The organism is Streptomyces sp. NPDC056948, assembly GCF_042674225.1.
Classification (GTDB): domain Bacteria; phylum Actinomycetota; class Actinomycetes; order Streptomycetales; family Streptomycetaceae; genus Streptomyces; species Streptomyces purpurascens.
The window spans coordinates 1-16,448 of the sequence record NZ_JBHUQX010000203.1 but is presented as its reverse complement, the minus strand read 5'-3'; the positions used below and the strand labels follow the sequence as shown (position 1 = coordinate 16,448).

Sequence of the window (16,448 nt, the reverse complement as noted above, 5' to 3'; positions counted from 1 at the left end):
GTGACGGAAGTGTCCGACAGGGAACCCCCGCGCCGCCGGGTGCCCGGCCCCGCCAGGCCCGCTCGGCCCGATGCCCGGCGGCGGCCCGGCCCCGGTGCCCGTCCGGCCCGTCCGGCCCGGCGGCCGGCCCAGGCCCGGCCGGGGGCGCCCCGGCCCCTGCGGCTGGGCAGCCCCCGGCCCCGGCTGCGCCTGGTCGGGCTCGCGCTGACGCTGGTGATGATCGCCTTCGTCGTGCGGCTGTTCCAGGTGCAGGCCGTCGACGCGAGCACGTACGCGGCCAAGGCCGAGCAGAACCGCTATGTCGGGCAGGTGCTGGCCGCGGACCGGGGCGAGATCACCGACCGGTCCGGTGTGGCCCTGGCGACCAGTGAGGACGCCTACGACATCACGGCCGACCCCACGATGTTCGCCCCGGACCACCTGAAGATCGGGGACGGGCCCGAGCAGGCCGCCGCGCTCCTCGCGCCGATCCTCGGCCAGGACCAGGAGACCCTGGTCGAGAAGCTGCGGCCGAAGAACAAGTCCCTGCGCTACACGAAGCTGGCCTCCCGCCAGACCCCGCAGGTCTGGAAGCAGATCAAGGACCTGAAGTCCGCGCTGACCAAGAAGTCGGAGACGGAGAAGAACACGCACAACGTCCTCGCGGGCGTCTTCTCCGTCGGAACCAGCAAGCGCGTGTACCCCAACGGCGACCTCGCCGCCGGGATACTGGGCTGGGTCAACGGCGAGGGCAAGCCCGGCGGCGGCATCGAACTCCAGCTGGACAAGCAGCTCGCCGGCAAGGACGGCAAGATCCGCTACGCCCAGTCCGGCGGCCGTCTCGTCCCCACCGTGGGTTCCACCGAGACACCCGCCGTGCCCGGCAGCGACGTCGAGCTCACCATCGACCGCGACATCCAGTGGGCCGCCCAGAAGGCCATCACCGACCAGGTGAAGGAGTCCGCGGCCGACCGCGGCTACGTCATCGTCCAGGACACCCGCACCGGCCAGATCCTGGCCATGGCCAACTCACCCGGCTTCGACCCCAACGACCTGTCCGACGCCGACTCGGCAGCGCTCGGCAACGCGGCCGTCCAGGACGCCTTCGAGCCCGGCTCCACCGCCAAGGTCATGTCGATGGCCGCCGTCCTTCAGGAGAACACCGCCACCCCGATGACCCATGTCGTCGTGCCCAACCGGCTGCACCGCGGCGACCGGCTCTTCAAGGACGACATCGACCACCCGACCTGGTACCTGACGCTCAACGGCGTCCTCGCCAAGTCGAGCAACATCGGCACCATCCTCGCCACCGGCCAGCTCGGCAAGACCCAGGCCCAGTCCAACAAGGTCCTCTACGACTACCTGCGCAAGTTCGGCCTCGGCAGCTACACCGGCCTGGGCTTCCCCGGCGAGACCAAGGGCATCCTCGCCCCGCCCGACAAGTGGTCGACCTCGCAGCAGTACACGATTCCTTTCGGCCAGGGCGTCTCCATCAACGCCATGCAGGCGGCGTCCGTGTACTCGACCATCGCCAACGGCGGTGTCCGCGTCGACCCCACGCTCGTCCGCGGCACCAAGGGCCCCGAAGGCCGCTTCACCCCGGCCCCCGAGCCCAAGAAGACCAGGGTCGTCAGCGCCAAGACGGCGAAGACCCTCGCCCAGATGCTGGAGTCCGTCGTGGACGACGAGGAGGGCACCGGCACCAAGGCGCGCATCCCCGGCTACCGCGTCGCGGGCAAGACGGGCACGGCCAACCGCGTGGATCCGGCCACCGGCAAGTACCACGGCTATACCTCGTCCTTCGCCGGCTTCGCACCCGCCGACAAGCCCCGCGTCACCGTCTACTGCGCCATCCAGAACGCCACCCAGGGCAGCTACTTCGGCGGCCAGATCTGCGGCCCCGTCTACAAGCGGGTCATGGAGTTCGCGCTGAAGTCCCTCCAGGTCCCGCCGACCGGCGCCAAAGCCGCGAAGCTGCCCGTCTCCTTCCAGAACTGAACCCCTCTCCTTCCGGAACCCAACCCCTCTCCTTCCGGAACCGAACCCCCGAGCCCTGATCAGCACCGAGCAACACCGAGCCACCAGGACCGCCCCCATGACAACGATCACCCCCGACCCCGGGAACCAGAGCGCTGCCGCCACCTCACTTCGCCCGGAGGCGGGTACGCCCGGTACGCTCACCGCCGTGCCAAACGCTGATCAGTCCCAAACCACCCAGAAGGGCCATCCCGTGACATACCCCGGGCCGCCCAGGCCGGTGCAGGTCTCCGCCACACCCCTCGCGGAACTCTCCGATCAGCTGGGTGTCCCCACGCCGGAGAGTGCCGCCGAGGTCACGGGCATCACCCACGACTCACGCGCAGTGCGCCCCGGCGACGTGTACGCCGCCCTCCCGGGTGCCCGGCTGCACGGCGCCGACTTCGTCACGCAGGCCGCCGGCCTCGGCGCGGCCGCCGTGCTGACCGACCCCACCGGCGCGGAGCGCGCCGAGGCGTCCGGTCTGCCGGTCCTCGTCGTCGACGACCCCCGCGGACGGATGGGCGAGCTGGCCGCCACGATCTACGGCCACCCCGGCCGGGACCTGCTCCAGATCGGCATCACCGGTACCTCCGGCAAGACCACCACCGCCTATCTCGTCGAGGGCGGCCTGAAGACCGTCAGGTCCACCGGCCTGATCGGCACGGTCGAGATGCGCATCGGCGACGAGCGCATCAAGTCCGAGCGCACCACCCCCGAGGCCACCGACCTCCAGGCCCTGTTCGCCGTCATGCGCGAACGCGGCGTCGACGCGGTCGCCATGGAGGTCTCCAGCCACGCCCTGGTCCTCGGCCGGGTCGACGGCTGCGTCTTCGACATCGGCGTCTTCACGAACCTCAGCCCGGAGCACATGGAGTTCCACTCCGGCATGGAGGACTACTTCCAGGCCAAGGCGCAGCTGTTCACGCCGAAGCGCGGCAAACTCGGCGTGGTCAACGTCGACGACGAGTACGGCCGCAGGCTGGCGAACGAAGCCACCGTCCCGGTCGTCACCTACTCCGCGGAGGGCCACCCCGACGCCGACTGGCGTGCCGAGGACGTCGAGGTCGGCCAGCTGGACTCGACGTTCACCGTCCTCGGTCCCAAGGGCGAGCGGATCAGCGCCAAGTCGCCGCTGCCGGGCCCCTTCAACGTGGCCAACACCCTCGCCGCGATCGTCGCCCTGGCCGTCGCCGGTCTCGACCCGCAGGCCGCCGCCGACGGTGTCGCCGCCGTACCCGGCGTGCCGGGCCGTCTGGAGCGCGTGGACGCCGGGCAGCCCTACCTCGCGGTCGTCGACTACGCCCACAAGACCGACGCCGTCGAGTCCGTGCTGCGCGCCCTGCGCAAGGTCACCGAGGGCAAGCTGCACATCGTCCTCGGCTGCGGCGGCGACCGGGACAAGTCCAAGCGGGAGCCCATGGGTGCCGCGGCGGCCCGGCTCGCCGACACCGCCGTACTGACCTCCGACAACCCCCGCTCCGAGGATCCCCTCGCGATCCTCGCCACGATGCTCCAGGGCGCGGCCTCCGTGCCCGCGTTCGAGCGCGGCGAGGTGCAGGTCTTCGAGGACCGGGCCGCCGCGATCGCCGCGGCCGTCGCCCGCGCCGAGCCCGGCGACACCGTGCTGGTCGCGGGCAAGGGCCATGAGCAGGGCCAGGACATCGCCGGGGTGGTCCGTCCCTTCGACGACCGCCAGGTACTTCGCGAAGCCGTCCAGAAGACCCAGGGATGAAAATCCAGAAGACCCAGGGGATGAACTTGTGATCGCCCTCTCCCTCGCCGAGATCGCAGAAGTCGTCGGCGGGCAGACCCACGACATACCGGATCCGTCCGTCCAGGTCACGGGCCCGGTCGTCCGTGACTCCCGCGAGGCGGTGCCGGGCAGCCTGTTCGCCGCCTTCGCCGGCGAGCGCGTGGACGGACACGACTACGCGGCGGCGGTCGTCGAGGCGGGAGCGGTGGCCGTGCTCGGCACCCGGCCCGTCGGCGCGCCCGCGATCGTCGTGGACGACGTCCAGACGGCCCTCGGCGCCCTCGCGCGGCACGTCGTACGACGTCTCGGTGCCACCCTCGTCGCCCTCACCGGCTCGGCGGGCAAGACCAGCACCAAGGACCTCATCGCGCAGGTGCTCCGGAGCAAGGCGCCGACGGTGTTCACGCCCGGCTCGCTCAACAACGAGATCGGGCTGCCGCTGACCGCGCTCAGCGCGACCGAGGAGACCAGGTTCCTCGTCCTGGAGATGGGCGCCCGCGGCATCGGGCACATCCGCTACCTCGCCGGTCTGACGCCCCCGAAGATCGGCCTCGTCCTCAACGTCGGCAGCGCCCACATCGGCGAGTTCGGCGGCCGTGAGCAGATCGCCCAGGCGAAGGGCGAGCTCGTCGAGGCCCTGCCGTCCGAAGCCGACGGCGGGACCGCGGTCCTCAACGCGGACGACCCCTACGTACGGGCCATGGCCGCCCGTACGAAGGCGAAGGTGATCTTTTTCGGAGAGTCCGGCGAAGCGGACGTTCGCGCCGAGAACGTGCGACTCACGGACACCGGACAGCCCTCGTTCAGGCTTCACACACCCTCCGGTGCAAGTGACGTGACCATGCGCCTGTACGGTGAGCACCACGTGTCGAACGCGCTCGCCGCGGCCGCCGTCGCCCACGAACTGGGCATGTCCGCAGACGAGATCGCCGTGGCGCTCTCCGAGGCGGGCTCCCTCTCCCGCTGGCGGATGGAGGTCACCGAGCGCCCGGACGGCGTGACGATCGTCAACGACGCCTACAACGCGAACCCCGAGTCCATGCGAGCCGCTCTGCGCGCGCTCGCGGCGATGAGCAAGGGGCGGCGGACCTGGGCGGTGCTCGGCAAGATGGCCGAGCTCGGGGACGAGGCTCTCGCCGAGCACGACGCGGTCGGACGGCTCGCCGTCCGGCTCAACGTCAGCAAGCTCGTCGCGGTCGGTGGCAGGGAAGCCGCCTGGCTGCAACTGGGCGCATATAACGAGGGTTCGTGGGGTGAGGAGTCGGTGCACGTGTCCGACGCACAGGCGGCGGTCGACCTGTTGCGCAGCGAGTTGCGCCCGGGGGACGTCGTACTCGTGAAGGCGTCCCGTTCGGTCGGCCTCGAGAGCGTGGCGCAGGCGCTCATCGAGTCCGGTGCCGAGGGTGAGGTTTCCGCCCGATGATGAAGCAGATCCTGTTCGCAGGAGTCATTGGCCTCTTCCTGACCCTGGTCGGCACCCCGCTGCTGATCAAGCTGCTCGCCCGCAAGGGCTACGGCCAGTACATCCGCGACGACGGCCCGCGCGAGCACGCCAGCAAGCGCGGTACGCCGACCATGGGCGGTATCGCCTTCATCCTGGCCACGGTCGCCGCGTACTTCCTGGCCAAGGTGATCACGGGCTATCTGGACCCGGAGGCCGACGCGGCACCGACCTTCTCGGGTCTGCTGGTGCTCGGCCTGATGGTCGGCATGGGCCTGGTCGGCTTCCTCGACGACTACATCAAGATCGTCAAGCGGCGTTCGCTGGGGCTGCGGGCCAAGGCGAAGATGGCCGGCCAGCTGACCGTCGGTATCGCCTTCGCGGTGCTGTCGCTGCAGTTCGCGGACAACCGCGGCAACACCCCGGCGTCCACGAAGCTGTCGTTCATCACGGACTTCGGCTGGACGATCGGCCCCGTGCTGTTCGTGGTCTGGGCGCTGTTCATGATTCTCGCGATGTCGAACGGCGTGAACCTGACCGACGGTCTGGACGGTCTGGCCACCGGCGCCTCGGTGCTCGTCTTCGGCGCCTACACCTTCATCGGCGTCTGGCAGTTCCAGGAGTCCTGCGCCAACGCGCAGACCCTGACCAACCCGGGCGCCTGCTACGAGGTGAGGGACCCCCTCGACCTCGCCGTGGTCTCCTCGGCGCTGATGGGTGCCTGCCTCGGCTTCCTGTGGTGGAACACCTCGCCGGCCAAGGTCTTCATGGGGGACACCGGTTCGCTCGCCCTCGGCGGTGTGCTCGCCGGCCTCGCGATCTGCTCCCGCACCGAGCTGCTGATCGCCATCCTCGGCGGCCTGTTCGTCCTGATCACCATGTCCGTGGTGATCCAGGTCGGCTCCTTCCGCCTCACCGGGAAGCGCGTCTTCCGGATGGCGCCACTCCAGCATCACTTCGAACTCAAGGGCTGGTCCGAAGTGCTCATCGTGGTCCGTTTCTGGATCATCCAGGGCATTTGTGTGATTGTTGGACTTGGCCTCTTCTATGCAGGATGGGCAGCGGACAAGTGACCTCCTCGGAGCCTTTCGCATTCCAGGGCAAGCAGATCACCGTCGCCGGGCTCGGCGTCTCCGGCGTCCCGGCGGCCAAGGTGCTGCACGGCCTCGGCGCGATCGTCACGGTCGTCAACGACGGCGCCGACGAGCGCGCCCGGGCGCAGGCGGCAGAGCTGGAGGCGCTCGGCATCACCGTGCGCCTCGGCGACGGCGACACCCTGCCCGAGGGCTCCGAACTGATCGTCACCGCGCCCGGCTGGAAGCCGGACAAGCCGCTGTTCGCGGCGGCGGAGCGGGCGGGCGTCCCCGTCTGGGGCGATGTCGAACTGGCCTGGCGCCTGCGCGGCCCCGACGCCGCTCCCTGGCTGGCCGTCACGGGCACCAACGGCAAGACCACGACCGTCCAGATGCTCGCCTCGATCCTGAAGGCGGCGGGTCTGCGCACGGCCGCCGTCGGCAATATCGGCGTCTCGCTCCTGGACGCGGTGCTCGGCGAGGAGCAGTACGACGTGCTGGCCGTGGAGCTGTCCAGCTACCAGCTCCACTGGGCGCCGTCGCTGCGCGCACACTCGGCCGCCGTGCTGAACCTCGCCCCCGACCACCTCGACTGGCACGGCTCCATGGAGGCGTACGCCGCCGACAAGGGCCGTATCTACGAGGGCAATCGCGTGGCCTGCGTCTACAACCTCGCCGACAAGGCCACCGAGGACCTGGTCCGCGAGGCCGACGTCGAGGAGGGCTGCCGGGCCGTCGGCTTCACCCTCGGCACGCCCGCACCCTCCCAACTCGGTGTCGTGGAGGGCATCCTGGTCGACCGCGCCTTCGTCGAGGACCGGCAGAAGAACGCCCAGGAGCTGGCCGAGGTCGCCGACGTGAACCCGCCGGCCCCGCACAACATCGCCAACGCCCTCGCCGCGGCGGCCCTCGCCCGGGCCTACGGCGTGCCCGCCAAGGCCGTACGGGACGGTCTGCGGGCCTTCACCCCGGACGCCCACCGCATCGCGCACGTGGCCGACGTGGACGGCGTCGCGTACGTCGACGACTCCAAGGCCACCAACACGCATGCGGCGGAAGCCTCGTTGGCGGCGTACGAGCCGATCGTGTGGATCGCGGGCGGGCTCGCGAAGGGTGCCGTCTTCGACGAGCTGGTCGCCAAGTCGGCGCAGCGGCTGCGCGGGGCCGTGCTGATCGGCGCGGACCGCGTGCTCATCCGGGAAGCCCTCGCGCGACACGCCCCGGAAGTACCCGTCGTCGACCTCGACCGGACCGACACTGGGGCGATGCTCCAGGCCGTCCAGGAGGCGCGGCGGCTCGCACAGCCCGGCGACACGGTGCTGCTGGCCCCGGCCTGCGCCTCGATGGACATGTTCACCAACTACAACAAGCGTGGTGACGCGTTCGCGGAGGCGGTTCGCGAACTCGGCGCGGGCACCTGACGGTCGGTCTCGGCCACGGCGGGTGCTTCGGGACCCTTGGAGGGACGCGTGACTCGGATGTGGCCCGAGACGAACCGGCGGACACCCGCCGCCGACCGGGGGCCGACGCCCCCACCCCTGCCACGCGCTCTCGCGGGAGCCGTCCATGCCCGGTAGCCGTACCGGAGGGCCGCCCGCGCAGCGGCCCGTCCGCCGGCCCGCCGCGCCCCGGACGTCGCGGGAGAGCGGTGTCCTGGGCCTGTACCTGCGGGCGCGCAGAGGCTGGGACCGGCCGTTGACCGCCTACTACCTGATCTTCGGCGGCAGCCTGCTGATCACGGTGCTGGGCCTGGTGATGGTCTACTCGGCCTCCCAGATCACCGCGCTGCAGATGTCGCTGCCGGGCTCGTACTTCTTCCGCAAGCAACTGCTCGCGGCGGTGATCGGCGCCGGTCTGCTGTTCGCCGCCTCACGGATGCCGGTGAAGCTGCACCGGGCGCTGGCCTACCCCATCCTCGCGGGTGCCGTCTTCCTGATGACCCTGGTGCAGATCCCGGGGATAGGAGTGTCGGTCAACGGCAACCAGAACTGGATCGCGGTCGGCGGCTCCTTCCAGATCCAGCCCAGCGAGTTCGGCAAGCTCGCCCTCGTGCTGTGGGGCGCCGACCTGCTCGCGCGCAAGCAGGACAAGAAGCTGCTGACCCAGTGGAAGCACATGCTCGTCCCGCTGGTGCCGGCCGCCTTCATGCTGCTCGGGCTGATCATGATCGGCGGCGACATGGGCACGGCGATCATTCTCACAGCCATCCTGTTCGGCCTGCTCTGGCTGGCCGGCGCGCCCACGCGGCTGTTCGCCGGTGTGCTGTCGATCGCCGCCGTGCTGGGTCTGATCCTCATCAAGACCAGCGCCAACCGCATGGCCCGTCTGCAGTGCCTCGGCGCCACCGAACCCCAGTCGGGTCCCGTCGACTGCTGGCAGGCCGTACACGGCATCTACGCCCTGGCCTCGGGCGGAATCTTCGGCTCCGGACTGGGTGCGAGTGTGGAGAAATGGGGCCAACTCCCCGAAGCCCACACCGACTTCATCTTCGCCGTCACCGGTGAGGAACTGGGCTTGGCGGGGACGCTGTCGGTACTCGCCCTCTTCGCGGCTCTAGGCTATGCGGGTATCCGCGTGGCCGGACGCACGGAGGACCCCTTCGTGAGGTATGCCGCGGGAGGCGTGACCACCTGGATCACGGCCCAGGCCGTGATCAACATCGGTGCGGTGCTCGGTCTGCTGCCGATCGCCGGCGTCCCCCTCCCGCTGTTCTCCTACGGAGGCTCCGCCCTGCTGCCGACCATGTTCGCCATCGGGCTGCTGATCGCTTTCGCACGCGACGAGCCCGCTGCGCGGGCGGCGCTTGCGATGCGGCAACCCCGCTTTGGTAGAAAGCGGGGGACTGGGGGCACCGGTTCCATTCGGAGTCCCCGGAGATGGAACACGATGCGACGGCGTGCCTCGGCGGCGCGCTCGTCCGGAGAGCGGTGAATTTCGGTGCATGTCGTACTCGCCGGCGGAGGAACCGCGGGCCACATCGAGCCCGCGCTCGCCCTCGCGGACGCCCTGCGCAGGCAGGATCCGAGCGTGGGCATCACGGCCCTGGGAACGGAGCGCGGCCTCGAGACACGTCTCGTGCCCGAGCGTGGGTACGAACTCGCGCTGATCCCCGCCGTGCCGCTGCCGCGCAAGCCCACCCCCGAGCTGATCACGGTCCCGGGCCGGCTGCGCGGGACGATCAAGGCGACCGAGCAGATCCTGGAGCGCACCAAGGCGGACGCCGTGGTCGGCTTCGGCGGCTACGTCGCCCTGCCCGGCTACCTCGCGGCCAAGCGCCTCGGTGTGCCGATCATCATCCACGAGGCCAACGCCCGCCCGGGCCTGGCCAACAAGATCGGCTCGCGGTACGCCAGCCAGGTCGCGGTCTCCACCCCGGACAGCAAGCTGCGTAACTCCCGTTACATCGGCATCCCGCTGCGCCGCTCCATCGCCACCCTGGACCGGGCCGCCGTACGCCCCGAGGCCCGGGCCGCCTTCGGTCTCGACCCGAACCTGCCCACGCTGCTGGTCACCGGCGGCTCCCAGGGCGCCCGCCGTCTGAACGAGGTCGTCCAGCAGGTCGCGCCCTGGCTCCAGCAGGCCGGAATCCAGATCCTGCACGCGGTCGGTCCGAAGAACGAACTGCCGCAGGTCCACCAGATGCCGGGAATGCCCCCCTACATCCCGGTAAGTTACCTGGACCGGATGGACCTCGCGTACGCCGCGGCGGACATGATGCTCTGCCGCGCGGGCGCGATGACCGTCGCCGAACTCTCCGCCGTCGGGCTCCCGGCCGCCTACGTTCCGCTGCCCATCGGCAACGGCGAACAGCGGCTCAACGCCCAGCCGGTGGTCAAGGCCGGCGGCGGCCTGCTGGTCGACGACGCGGAGCTGACCCCCGAGTGGGTCCAGCAGAACGTCCTGCCCGTGCTCGCCGACCCGCACCGGCTGTACCAGATGTCCCGCAGTGCCGCCGAGTTCGGCCGCAGGGACGCCGACGACCTGCTCGTCGGCATGGTGTACGAGGCGATCGCCGCCAGTCGTGCACACCGCTAGGACTGTATGACGGAAGGCAGGGGAGCGTGGCCGGATCGACCACCGCCGAACGCGGTGAACGCCAGCAGAAGTCGTCCGGCCCGCCGCCCCGCCCGCGGTCGAGGCGGGCCCGGCTTCGTGTGATTGTCATTCTGGGCCTCGCCCTGGTCTTCCTCGGCTTCCCGACGGTATGGCTGTTCTACGGCTCCGACTGGCTGCGTGCCGAGCGCGTCTCCGTGTCGGGCACCAGGGTGCTGACACCGGCTCAGGTCCGGGCCGCCGCCGATGTTCCCCTCGGGAAGCCGCTGATTTCCGTCGACACCGAAGCGATCGAGACGCGACTGCGCCGGAAATTGCCCCGAATTGACTCGGTTGACGTGGTCCGTTCCTGGCCCGATGGAATCGGGCTGAAAGTGGTCGAGCGGACTCCGGTTCTGATTGTCCAAAAGAGCGGAAAGTTCGTCGAAGTGGACGATGAAGGTGTCCGTTTCGCCACGGTATCTGTGGCGCCGAAAGGCGTGCCCGCCCTGGAATTGACACTGTCCCGGTCCAGCTCCGCCGCCGCGAGCCTGCGCCGCTTCGGCGAGTCCCGGCTGGTGCGCGAGGCGGTCGTCGTCGCCCGTGCCGTTCCGGCCGCCGTCGCCCGCGGCACACAGACCGTCAAGGTCCGTTCCTACGACGACATCTCGCTGGAGTTGAGGGACGGCCGCACGGTCGTCTGGGGCAGCAGCGAGAAGGGCGCGGTCAAGGCCCGTACGCTCACCGCCCTGATGAAAGCCTCGCCCGGCGCGCGTTACTTCGACGTGAGTGTTCCCACCGCGCCCGCGTCATCAGCGAGTTGACGCACATCCGCGCAGGCCAGCACCCTGGTTGGGCAGTGCTACGGCTGATCACATAGGGTGAAAAGAAAAACGGGAGGTTCGGCGTGTTCGTTGAACGTGCGCCACTTGTCGACTTAGTGTCCTGTTCAGAAGACTCCAAGGAACAGACACACTGGTAACCCTAAACTTCAGGGTTAGGGTTCGGGTCGGCGATACGGACCGTCCCATTCGGCATCAGTCGTCGGGTCGCGGGGCGCAGCGCGTCACGGTGATTCGGCGACACGTAACTCGAGGCGAGAGGCCTTCGACGTGGCAGCACCGCAGAACTACCTCGCAGTCATCAAAGTCATCGGTGTCGGCGGCGGTGGTGTCAATGCCATCAACCGGATGATCGAGGTCGGTCTCAAGGGCGTCGAGTTCATCGCCATCAACACCGACGCGCAAGCTCTGTTGATGAGCGACGCCGACGTCAAACTGGACGTCGGCCGTGAACTCACCCGCGGACTCGGCGCCGGAGCCAACCCGGCCGTGGGCCGCAAGGCCGCCGAGGACCACCGCGAGGAGATCGAGGAGGTCCTCAAGGGGGCCGACATGGTCTTCGTGACAGCCGGTGAAGGCGGCGGCACCGGCACCGGCGGCGCGCCCGTCGTGGCCAACATCGCCCGCTCGCTCGGCGCTCTCACCATCGGTGTGGTCACGCGTCCGTTCACCTTCGAGGGACGGCGCCGCGCGAACCAGGCCGAGGACGGCATCGCCGAGCTCCGCGACGAGGTCGACACCCTCATCGTCATCCCGAACGACCGGCTGCTGTCCATCTCGGACCGCCAGGTCTCGGTGCTGGACGCCTTCAAGTCGGCCGACCAGGTCCTGCTCTCCGGTGTCCAGGGCATCACCGACCTCATCACCACCCCTGGCCTCATCAACCTCGACTTCGCCGACGTCAAGTCGGTCATGTCCGAGGCGGGCTCGGCGCTGATGGGCATCGGCTCGGCGCGTGGCGACGACCGCGCGGTGGCCGCAGCCGAGATGGCGATCTCCTCGCCGCTGCTGGAGGCGTCCATCGACGGCGCCCGCGGTGTGCTGCTCTCCATCTCCGGCGGCAGCGACCTCGGTCTGTTCGAGATCAACGAGGCCGCACAGCTCGTGAGCGAGGCCGCTCACCCCGAGGCCAACATCATCTTCGGTGCGGTGATCGACGACGCCCTCGGCGACGAGGTCCGGGTCACCGTGATCGCGGCCGGCTTCGACGGCGGCCAGCCGCCGTCCAAGCGGGACAACGTCCTCGGCTCGTCCTCGGCCAAGCGCGAGGAGCCGGCCCCGGCACGGCAGGCCGAGAGCCGCCCGTCCTTCGGCTCGCTCGGCAGCGTGACCCCGAAGGAGGACCCGGAGCCCGCTCCGGAGCCGGTCAACGACATCCCGGTCGCCCCGCCGGTCCCGCCGGCGCCGCGGACCTACTCGGACAGCGCGGCCGAGGAACTGGACGTACCGGACTTCCTTAAGTGATCCTCCTGACGTGATAGGACAGCGCGAGAGCGTGAGCGGCGCGCACTTCGGCTTCACCGACCGGTGGGGCGGAGTGAGCGCCGCTCCGTATGAGGAGCTCAATCTCGGCGGAGCGGTCGGCGACGACCCGGACGCCGTACGCACCAACCGGGACCTGGCCGCCAAGTCCCTGGGCGTCGAGCCGGGCCGGGTGGTCTGGATGAACCAGGTGCACGGGGCCGACGTGACAGTGGTGGACCGGCCGTGGGGATCTTCGTCCGACATCCCGTCGGTCGACGCGATCGTCACGGTGAAGCGGGGGCTCGCCCTCGCCGTGCTCACCGCGGACTGTGTGCCGGTCCTGCTCGCCGACCCGGTCGCCGGGATCGCCGCAGCGGCCCACGCGGGCCGGCCCGGCATGATCGCCGGGGTCGTCCCGGCCGCGCTACGCGCGATGATGGACCTGGGCGCCGAGCCCTCCCGGATCGTCGCCCGCACCGGGCCCACCGTCTGCGGCCGGTGTTACGAAGTGCCCGAGGCGATGCGCGCCGAGGTGTCCGCCGTCGAGCCGGCGGCGTACGCCGAAACCAGTTGGGGCACTCCGGCGGTCGACGTGAGTGCCGGGGTGCACGCCCAGCTCGAACGGCTCGGGGTACGCGACCGAGCGCAGTCTCCGGTGTGCACGCTGGAGTCGGACGATCACTTCTCGTACCGCGGCGACCGCACCACCGGTCGGCTCGCGGGCTATGTGTGGCTGGACTGATGGGGCATGACGGACCGTAAAGACGAACTCGCCGCGAATCTGGCGAAAGTTGAGCGGCGCATCGCCGACGCGTGCGCGGCCGCCGGCCGGGGACGCGAGGAAGTGACCTTGATCGTGGTCACCAAGACCTATCCCGCGAGCGATGTGCGCATGTTGTCGGAGCTCGGGGTGCGGCATGTCGCCGAGAACCGCGACCAGGACGCGGCCCCCAAGGCCGCCGCCTGCGCGGATCTGCCCCTTACGTGGCATTTTGTCGGTCAACTCCAGACCAACAAGGTGCGATCGGTGGTCGGTTACGCGGACTTCGTGCAGTCCGTCGATCGTTCCAAGCTCGTCACAGCTCTGTCGAAGGAAGCTGTCCGGACCGGGCGCGAACTGGGGTGTCTCCTCCAGATCGCGCTCGACGCCGGGGAGAGCGCGAGGGGTGAGCGGGGAGGCGTGGCCCCCGGCGGGATCGAGGAGTTGGCCGGCCTCGTGGCCGAGGCGCCGGGGTTGCGACTCGGCGGACTGATGACCGTCGCACCGCTCACCGGCGAGTACGCGGGACGCGAACAGGCGGCGTTCGAGCGGTTGATGGTTTTGTCGACCGACCTGCGCCGGAGTCATCCGACTGCCACCATGGTCTCGGCAGGGATGAGTGCGGACCTCGAACAGGCTGTTGCGGCCGGAGCGACACATGTGCGCGTCGGCAGCGCGGTACTCGGAGTCCGCCCCAGGCTCGGGTAACGTCGCCAGGAAGTCGGACCACAGCAGAAAATATGGTCATTGCCGCCGATAGGCGGACTCAAGGACCTCGTGGATCGCAGGCACTTGGCAGTCGTCAGCAGATCCACCACAGAGCGGAGGACTCAGAGCATGGCCGGCGCGATGCGCAAGATGGCGGTCTACCTCGGCCTCGTGGAGGACGATGGGTACGACGGCCGCGGATTCGACCCCGACGACGACTTCGAACCCGAACTGGACCCGGAGCCCGAGCGGGACCACCGACGGCATGAGCCGTCCCATCAGCCGCACGTCTCACATCAGCCCCAAAGGGACGAAGAGGTACGAGTCGTACAGCCGTCCGTGCCTCGCGAACCGGCCCCCCGTTCCGCTTCGCTCCCCGCGGAATCCGGACGTCCGGCGCGCATCGCGCCCGTGGCATCCATCACACAAGAACGCGCAAGTCTGGAGAAGAACGCACCGGTGATCATGCCCAAGGTCGTGTCCGAACGAGAGCCTTACCGGATCACCACACTCCACCCACGGACCTACAACGAGGCCCGTACCATCGGGGAACACTTCCGTGAAGGCACTCCGGTGATCATGAATCTGACTGAGATGGATGACACAGATGCGAAGCGACTTGTCGACTTTGCGGCTGGTCTGGTGTTTGGTCTTCACGGCAGTATCGAGCGGGTGACGCAGAAGGTGTTCCTGTTGTCGCCTGCTAACGTCGATGTCACGGCGGAGGACAAGGCCCGCATCGCAGAGGGCGGGTTCTTCAACCAGAGCTGAGACGCACCACCGGAAACAGCAGTACCCAGAGGGCACAGGGGAGAGGGAAGCGCAGGTCATGAGCGTGGTTTTGGATGTCATCTACATCGCGCTGATGTGCTTTCTCATCGTGCTCATCTTCCGGTTGGTCATGGACTATGTCTTCCAGTTCGCCCGCTCATGGCAACCCGGCAAGGCGATGGTGGTCGTTCTGGAGGCCACCTACACTGTCACTGATCCACCGCTCAAGCTTCTGCGGCGGGTCATTCCGCCGCTGCGTCTCGGGGGCGTGGCGCTAGACCTGTCCTTCTTCGTACTGATGATCATCGTCTACATCCTGATCTCGATCGTGAGCCGGCTGTGATGAGCGATGTGACCTACCGTCTTGCCGAATGCCGACGACTACGTTGAGGTGAAGAGATGCCGTTGACCCCCGAGGACGTGCGGAACAAGCAGTTCACGACCGTCCGCCTCCGAGAAGGCTATGACGAGGACGAGGTCGATGCCTTCCTCGATGAGGTCGAAGCCGAACTGACCCGCCTACTCCGCGAGAACGAGGACCTGCGCGCCAAGCTGGCCGCGGCCACGCGCGCTGCTGCCCAGAATCAGCAGAACATGCGCAAGCCTCCGGAGCCGCAGCAGGATCAGCAGCAACAGCAGCAGCAACAGCAGCAGCAGGGCATGCGCGGTCCGGGTGGTCCCGTACCCGCCGGCATATCGGGCCCGCCGCAGCAGCAGATGGGTGGCCCCATGGGTGGTCCGCCCCAGCTGCCGAGCGGTGCCCCGCAGCTGCCCGCCGGTCCCGGCGGTCAGGGTGGTCCGCAGGGTCCCGGCCCCATGGGCCAGGGTCCGGGCGGTCCGGGCCCGATGCAGCAGCAGATGCAGCAGCAGATGGGTGGTCCGATGGGCGGCCCCATGGGCGGTCCTCCGATGGGCGGCCCCGGTCAGGGAGGCCCCGGTGGCGACAGCGCCGCCCGTGTCCTCTCGCTGGCCCAGCAGACCGCCGACCAGGCGATCGCCGAAGCCCGTTCCGAAGCCAACAAGATCGTCGGGGAAGCGCGTTCGCGTGCCGAGGGTCTGGAGCGTGACGCCCGTGCCAAGGCCGATGCCCTGGAGCGGGACGCGCAGGAGAAGCACCGCGTGGCGATGGGCTCCCTGGAGTCCGCTCGCGCCACGCTGGAGCGCAAGGTCGAGGACCTGCGCGGCTTCGAGCGCGAGTACCGCACGCGCCTGAAGTCGTACCTGGAGTCGCAGCTTCGTCAGCTGGAGACCCAGGCCGACGACTCGCTGGCTCCGCCGCGCACTCCGGCTGCCGCGTCCCTCCCGCCGTCCCCGGCGCCTTCCATGGCTCCGGCCGGCGCGAGCGCCCCGTCCTACGGCGGTGGCAACCAGACGATGGGCGGCGGCCCGTCGCAGTCCGGTCCGTCCTACGGCGGTCAGCAGCAGATGTCGCCGGCGATGACCCAGCCGATGGCGCCGGTGCGTCCGCAGGGCCCGTCGCCGATGGGTCAGGCGCCCTCGCCCATGCGGGGCTTCCTGATCGACGAGGATGACAACTGACGGCCTGATGGCCAGTAGTACGGCGTAGACATCGGCAGCGTTCAGGGCGAGGCCCCGGGTTGATCCC

General features: G+C 69.5%; 14 protein-coding genes. All 14 read left to right on the top strand.

The annotated features are described in order from the left end of the window. Positions 1–9: 9 nt before the first annotated feature. The 14 genes from ACFTZL_RS25095 to ACFTZL_RS25030 all read left to right on the top strand — a co-directional run bounded on the left by ACFTZL_RS25095 (position 10) and on the right by ACFTZL_RS25030 (position 16,381). On the top strand, positions 10–1,977 hold the full coding sequence (locus ACFTZL_RS25095) for a peptidoglycan D,D-transpeptidase FtsI family protein (protein WP_382586917.1): 1,968 nt from the start codon (positions 10–12) through the stop codon (positions 1,975–1,977). Positions 1,978–2,209: 232 nt separating this feature from the next. Further along, positions 2,210–3,730, top strand: coding sequence for a UDP-N-acetylmuramoyl-L-alanyl-D-glutamate--2,6-diaminopimelate ligase (locus tag ACFTZL_RS25090; RefSeq protein WP_382586913.1), 1,521 nt, complete (start codon positions 2,210–2,212; stop codon positions 3,728–3,730). A 28-nt stretch (positions 3,731–3,758) separates the two neighbouring features. Next, the gene (gene murF, locus ACFTZL_RS25085; protein WP_382586910.1) at positions 3,759–5,174 is read left to right on the top strand and encodes a UDP-N-acetylmuramoyl-tripeptide--D-alanyl-D-alanine ligase; all 1,416 of its coding nucleotides are present in this window, start codon (positions 3,759–3,761) and stop codon (positions 5,172–5,174) included. Then, positions 5,174–6,265, top strand: coding sequence for a phospho-N-acetylmuramoyl-pentapeptide-transferase (gene mraY, locus ACFTZL_RS25080; protein WP_184596996.1), 1,092 nt, complete (start codon positions 5,174–5,176; stop codon positions 6,263–6,265). Before murF ends, mraY begins: the two co-directional genes overlap by 1 nt. Then, entirely contained in the window at positions 6,247–7,686 is a 1,440-nt protein-coding gene (murD, locus tag ACFTZL_RS25075; protein WP_382586907.1) for a UDP-N-acetylmuramoyl-L-alanine--D-glutamate ligase, read from the top strand. Before mraY ends, murD begins: the two co-directional genes overlap by 19 nt. A gap of 145 nt (positions 7,687–7,831) precedes the next feature. Then, on the top strand, positions 7,832–9,196 hold the full coding sequence (gene ftsW, locus ACFTZL_RS25070; RefSeq protein WP_382586904.1) for a putative lipid II flippase FtsW: 1,365 nt from the start codon (positions 7,832–7,834) through the stop codon (positions 9,194–9,196). Between the two features lie 6 nt (positions 9,197–9,202). After that, a complete protein-coding gene (murG, locus tag ACFTZL_RS25065) occupies positions 9,203–10,300 on the top strand; it encodes an undecaprenyldiphospho-muramoylpentapeptide beta-N-acetylglucosaminyltransferase (RefSeq protein ID WP_184596549.1) in 1,098 nt (365 codons plus the stop codon). A gap of 26 nt (positions 10,301–10,326) precedes the next feature. Next, entirely contained in the window at positions 10,327–11,121 is a 795-nt protein-coding gene (locus tag ACFTZL_RS25060; protein ID WP_382586900.1) for a cell division protein FtsQ/DivIB, read from the top strand. Positions 11,122–11,409: 288 nt separating this feature from the next. Next, positions 11,410–12,603 carry a cell division protein FtsZ gene (gene ftsZ / locus ACFTZL_RS25055; protein WP_382586897.1) on the top strand — a complete coding sequence of 398 codons (1,194 nt, stop codon included), beginning with the start codon at positions 11,410–11,412 and terminating at the stop codon, positions 12,601–12,603. A gap of 10 nt (positions 12,604–12,613) precedes the next feature. Beyond that, positions 12,614–13,345 carry a peptidoglycan editing factor PgeF gene (gene pgeF / locus ACFTZL_RS25050; protein WP_382586894.1) on the top strand — a complete coding sequence of 244 codons (732 nt, stop codon included), beginning with the start codon at positions 12,614–12,616 and terminating at the stop codon, positions 13,343–13,345. 6 nt (positions 13,346–13,351) lie between these two features. Continuing rightward, positions 13,352–14,071 (top strand): YggS family pyridoxal phosphate-dependent enzyme, encoded by a 720-nt coding sequence (locus ACFTZL_RS25045; RefSeq protein WP_382586891.1) that lies wholly within the window; start codon positions 13,352–13,354, stop codon positions 14,069–14,071. 129 nt (positions 14,072–14,200) lie between these two features. Next, positions 14,201–14,842 carry a cell division protein SepF gene (locus ACFTZL_RS25040; protein WP_184596554.1) on the top strand — a complete coding sequence of 214 codons (642 nt, stop codon included), beginning with the start codon at positions 14,201–14,203 and terminating at the stop codon, positions 14,840–14,842. A gap of 58 nt (positions 14,843–14,900) precedes the next feature. Further along, a complete protein-coding gene (locus tag ACFTZL_RS25035) occupies positions 14,901–15,185 on the top strand; it encodes a YggT family protein (RefSeq protein ID WP_115908676.1) in 285 nt (94 codons plus the stop codon). 56 nt (positions 15,186–15,241) lie between these two features. Continuing rightward, the gene (locus tag ACFTZL_RS25030; RefSeq protein WP_382586888.1) at positions 15,242–16,381 is read left to right on the top strand and encodes a DivIVA domain-containing protein; all 1,140 of its coding nucleotides are present in this window, start codon (positions 15,242–15,244) and stop codon (positions 16,379–16,381) included. Positions 16,382–16,448: the final 67 nt, after the last annotated feature.

What these genes read in the sequence shown, in the direction of transcription:
- mraY (WP_184596996.1), top strand. Translation starts at nt 5,174, where the DNA reads ATGAAGCAGATCCTGTTCGCAGGAGTCATTGGCCTCTTCCTGACCCTG.
- murD (WP_382586907.1), top strand. Translation starts at nt 6,247, where the DNA reads ATGGGCAGCGGACAAGTGACCTCCTCGGAGCCTTTCGCATTCCAGGGC.
- ftsW (WP_382586904.1), top strand. Translation starts at nt 7,832, where the DNA reads ATGCCCGGTAGCCGTACCGGAGGGCCGCCCGCGCAGCGGCCCGTCCGC.
- ACFTZL_RS25045 (WP_382586891.1), top strand. Translation starts at nt 13,352, where the DNA reads ATGACGGACCGTAAAGACGAACTCGCCGCGAATCTGGCGAAAGTTGAG.
- ACFTZL_RS25040 (WP_184596554.1), top strand. Translation starts at nt 14,201, where the DNA reads ATGGCCGGCGCGATGCGCAAGATGGCGGTCTACCTCGGCCTCGTGGAG.
- ACFTZL_RS25035 (WP_115908676.1), top strand. Translation starts at nt 14,901, where the DNA reads ATGAGCGTGGTTTTGGATGTCATCTACATCGCGCTGATGTGCTTTCTC.
- ACFTZL_RS25030 (WP_382586888.1), top strand. Translation starts at nt 15,242, where the DNA reads ATGCCGTTGACCCCCGAGGACGTGCGGAACAAGCAGTTCACGACCGTC.